Here is a 3566-nt window from a genome sequence, read left to right as displayed (position 1 = left end):
CCGCTACGAGAAACGCGCCTACATCTACCTCGGCACCGTCACATTCGCAGCCCTCGCTATCTGGCTCCGAACATGATCCGAGAAACAGTCCCTAGAGGCGGTGCTCTTCTTCCCAGGGCACGAAGTAGTTGAAGGCGTGGTGGAGGCACAGGACTTCGTTGACCTCGGGGCGGCCGTGAAGGCCGATACGGATCTTGCGCATCTTGTGCCTGCCCCAAGCGCCGCCCGGCTCACACATGACGCAGTCGACGTCGCTGGGGGAGATGCCCAGAAGCCGAGCGAGATCGAGGCTCAGCGCCTGGTGCAGGGAAGCGCCACGCAGCATGCGCATCTGGTACTCGCGAGGGTGCCCGTCAGGGATGCCCGAGGGCGGTGTCAGGGCATCGCTGCGCCACACCTTCTTGGCCCCGGCCTTCGGGGCGTGCAGCCGCCACTCGGCCCCCATCCAGATGACACGCTCGTAGCCGGGCTCCAGCGTCTCCACTACCGGCTCGACGGAGAACCGGTGCGGCCCGCACAGGGCGGGGTGGCGGGCATGGACCGTCGTGGCGATGTGCCTGTCCCACGCTTCCTTCTTGCACCACCTGATCGCGTCATCCCGTGTGCTCGCGCTCTCACCGCCATTGGTGTGGGTGGCTATGGCGTCGTGGCGCAGGGGCATCCGCTTCGCGCCCCAGAACTCCCACTCCTCGCCGACACTGACGCCGAAGACGTCGTACTGGTAGCCGAAGAACTCAATCACCTCTCCACGGGGGGACAGGCCGGGCTCGCTCTCCCCGCGCTCCGACTCGCTCACTGGACGTCTCCGGCCAGGGGGGTGCCCGTACTGCGGCGCTGCACGTTGTCTATCTCCTGGGCCTCTGGGCGTGCGTCGGCCCATGCGTGTGCGAGCTGCACGGCGGCCTCTGCGGCGGCCACCTCCTTGCTCTGGCCTTGGTGCAGGCCGTGCAGATAGAAGGTGGCCACAGCCTCGATGCACGCCCGACGGGTGAAGGTGCGAAGGAGGCCTTCCAGGTCGATGTCGTGCGTTTGGTTGAGAGCGCGCGCGGTGATCTTGATGATCGCGCTGACTGCCTGGCCGAGGTCCTTCGCGTCATCCCCGGCCAAGGGGGTGTGGTGCCTCATGATGGCTTTCGTGTCGGTTCTGTGGGTTGGCGGACTAAATGGGGCTGGGGTTGTGCCCGGCCTCTGGCGACTGGGGTGTGGCCGCCGGGCTCGCGGGGGGCTGATGTCAGCCGTCGCACGCGACGCACCAGGGCTCCCAGCAGTCGGGGCAGTGCCGCTCCAGCTCGATCTCGCACTTCTCGCAGATGCCGTACTCCGGGTCCTTCGTGATCTTTTCCTTCGGGTGCGTGGGTGTCGGGGTCGCGAACCCTCTGAGAGTTATATTCTACTATCTTTCGGGTGAGGGCCCACTCGGGAGAAGTGACCCCCATCACTGCAATCTGAGTCGGCCGGTGGCGTCGGCCGGAGAGGTCGGGCGCCTCAGAACAGGCAGCCCTGGTCTTCTGTTCCGCTGGGCTGCGCCGGGCGGGCGCCCCCATGGTGCACAGCAGGCCGGGTTTCTCCGAACAGCGCCTCCGTGCCGAAACGATCCGGCTTCGCCACGACACGCGCGACCGCCGGGACCGCCAGCTCGTTCGGGGCGGCACTATCGAAGGAACCTCTGGTCATGGCCGCCCACGCCGGCGGTCCGCCCGCGCTCTCCCTCCTGGCTTCTTCTCTGGGCCGCGCGCTCATGCAGCCTCCGCCTCGGCCGCATTGTCGGCGGACGCCTCCCTGCGGTGGGCGTGGTCGAAGTGGCAGACGCCTTGTTCGTCGAGAACTCCGGGGCAGGGATAGTCGTCCTCCTCCCAGACCTGGCCGCAGAATTCGAGGACGGCACCGCCCAGTGGGTGCAGCGCGGCAGCCAGCTCCAGTCCGGTCCTCACGATCTCCGCCCAGTTGTCCATCCCTCTGTAGGGCCAGTGGGTGGCGCGGGCCCTAGAGAACGCGCGCTGGCTGTCGGTAAGGCTGGGATAGCGGGCAGCGAAGCGCAGCGACGCCTGGTCCAGGAGCGATACCGCCCCGGTCAGTCGTGGGTCGCTCTCGGGCAGCTGCTCCAGCAGCGCGGCGAGTTGGGCAGCGGAAAGGTCCTTGTGCACAGGTGCGTCCTTCTTGGTGGGGTGGGGGAGGGGATCGGGGCGCGCGGCCCTGCTGTTTCCTGGGACACGGTCATCGGGCTCGCGTAGGGCGAATCAGAGCGTCTCGTCGCACGGATAGATCGCCCCGTCGTACAGGGCGCACCACGGCCACCCGCGTTCGGGGCAGTGCTGCTCCAGCTCGGAGCTGCCAGTGCCGCACGTGGTTCCGTTCACGGTTGTTTGCCTTGGGCGGCAGGGGATGTGAGGGCGGCCCCAGGGGGCGGGGCCGCCGTGGGCAGTTAGGCCGCTACGAGAACGCGCGTGTCCTGCTGGGCCTGCTCCTCGTCGCCGTCAGCTTCGGCTGCCGGGTTAATGGTGACGACCTCGGCGGCCTCGGCGTGGGCCTTGGCCTGCTTGAGCTGGAAGCGGGCCTTCGTCAGGGAGTCGGAGACCCGGTCGAGCTGGTCGAGGCGCGTGCTGACCTGGCCGCCGAGGGCTTCGGCCAGCTGAACGGCGCCCGTGCCCGCGATCTCCTCCAGCAGCTGTCGCACCATTTCGATCTTGTCGAGCGTGGTGCGGGTGGTGCGCTGCACGGCCGCGCGCTCCTTGCGCTGGTCCTCGGTCAGCTCTTCCATCTGGAGCAGGACGCCCTGGTCCTGCTGCTGGCGCATCGCGTAGGCGAAGTGCACGATCTCGTTGTCGGACTTGAATTCGTCCCGCCCGAACTTGGCCAGGACCTGGCCCTGGTTGGCGTGGTTGAGGGAGGCGATCTGCACGGCAGCCTTGGTGCCTATGTGGCCGTCCTCCACGAGCTTCGCGATGTCGTCGCGGAGCTTGAGCAGGGCCAGGCGCTGCTTGACGTACTGGATGGTCTTGAAGAAGTCGCCAGCAACGCTCTCCACCGTGGCGCCCGGCTCCTCGTCGAGGATCCGCTGGAAACCCCTCGCCTCTTCCAGCGGGGTCATGTCCTTGCGGGTGATGTTCTCCGACATCGATGCCTTGAACTGGTCCATGCCGGTCTTCACCGTGCGGATGACGGCGCGGATCGACTTCTTGCCTGCGAGCTCATGAGCGCGCCAGCGGCATTCGCCGGCCACGATCTCGTAACCGCCCTGCTTGTTGTCCGGGCGCACCACGATCGGCTGCATGAGCCCGTAGGTCTTGATGCTGCCCTTCAGCTCCTGCAGGTAGACCGGGTCGAACTTCTTGCGCGGCTGGTCGGCGGCGGCGTGGACCTGGGACATCTTCAGGGTGCGCACGGTGGACACGGGATCTCCAAGAGGGTGTTTTGGGGAAGGGTTCCCCCCCTTCCTTCTGGTTATATTCTACTATCATTTGGGGTGGGGTCCACTAGGGACTGTTTCTCGGATCATGTTCGGAGCCAGATAGCGAGGGCTGCGAATGTGACGGTGCCGAGGTAGATGTAGGCGCGTTTCTCGTAGC

At 66.8% G+C, this 3566-nt stretch carries 4 protein-coding genes; all 4 read right to left on the bottom strand.

All coding sequences use genetic code 11. The annotated features are described in order from the left end of the window. Window positions 1-91 precede the first annotated feature (91 nt). Window positions 92-796, bottom strand: a complete 705-nt coding sequence (locus tag ACZ53N_RS36795) for a hypothetical protein (RefSeq protein ID WP_469145059.1) — start codon at window positions 794-796, stop codon at window positions 92-94. Further along, window positions 793-1125 carry a hypothetical protein gene (locus ACZ53N_RS36790; RefSeq protein ID WP_469145058.1) on the bottom strand — a complete coding sequence of 111 codons (333 nt, stop codon included), beginning with the start codon at window positions 1123-1125 and terminating at the stop codon, window positions 793-795. Before ACZ53N_RS36790 ends, ACZ53N_RS36795 begins: the two co-directional genes overlap by 4 nt. Before the next feature lie 611 nt (window positions 1126-1736). Further along, window positions 1737-2144, bottom strand: coding sequence for a hypothetical protein (locus ACZ53N_RS36785; protein WP_469145057.1), 408 nt, complete (start codon window positions 2142-2144; stop codon window positions 1737-1739). A gap of 278 nt (window positions 2145-2422) precedes the next feature. Beyond that, window positions 2423-3391, bottom strand: coding sequence for a ParB/RepB/Spo0J family partition protein (locus tag ACZ53N_RS36780; protein ID WP_469145056.1), 969 nt, complete (start codon window positions 3389-3391; stop codon window positions 2423-2425). Window positions 3392-3566: the final 175 nt, after the last annotated feature.

The sequence above is a fragment of the Streptomyces sp. NPDC033229 genome (assembly GCF_055576875.1).
This window is presented reverse-complemented; position numbering and strand designations above follow the sequence as displayed.